Source organism: Streptomyces sp. 4F14 (genome assembly GCF_048159485.1).
In the GTDB taxonomy this organism is placed as follows: domain Bacteria; phylum Actinomycetota; class Actinomycetes; order Streptomycetales; family Streptomycetaceae; genus Streptomyces.
In genome coordinates this window covers 1-311 of record NZ_JBLRVY010000425.1, presented here as the reverse complement: position 1 = coordinate 311, position 311 = coordinate 1, and the positions used below count along the sequence as shown (strand labels likewise).

The 311-nt window shown below is 67.8% G+C and carries 1 pseudogene; it reads left to right on the top strand.

The window, feature by feature from the left end:
- A pseudogene (locus tag ACLZOT_RS51425) lies at nt 1-311 on the top strand (xanthine dehydrogenase subunit D); the annotation flags it as partial.

The following is a 311-nucleotide window of genomic DNA, read 5'->3' as shown; positions in this document are numbered from 1 at the left end:
CGCACCCACCAAAATCACCCAGGGTTCCCAGACCAAGGGCGGCATCGGCGAGTCCACGCTCCGCCCGGACGGCACCCTCAAGGTCACCGGCGAGTTCGCGTACTCGTCCGACATGTGGCACGAGGACATGCTCTGGGGCCAGATCCTGCGCTCCACCGTCGCGCACGCCGAGATCGTCTCCATCGACACCGGCGAGGCCCTCGCCATGGCCGGCGTCTACGCCGTCATGACGTACGAGGACCTGCCCACCGAGGTACGCAACTACGGCCTGGAGATCCAGGACACCCCGGTCCTCGCCCACGGCAAGGTCC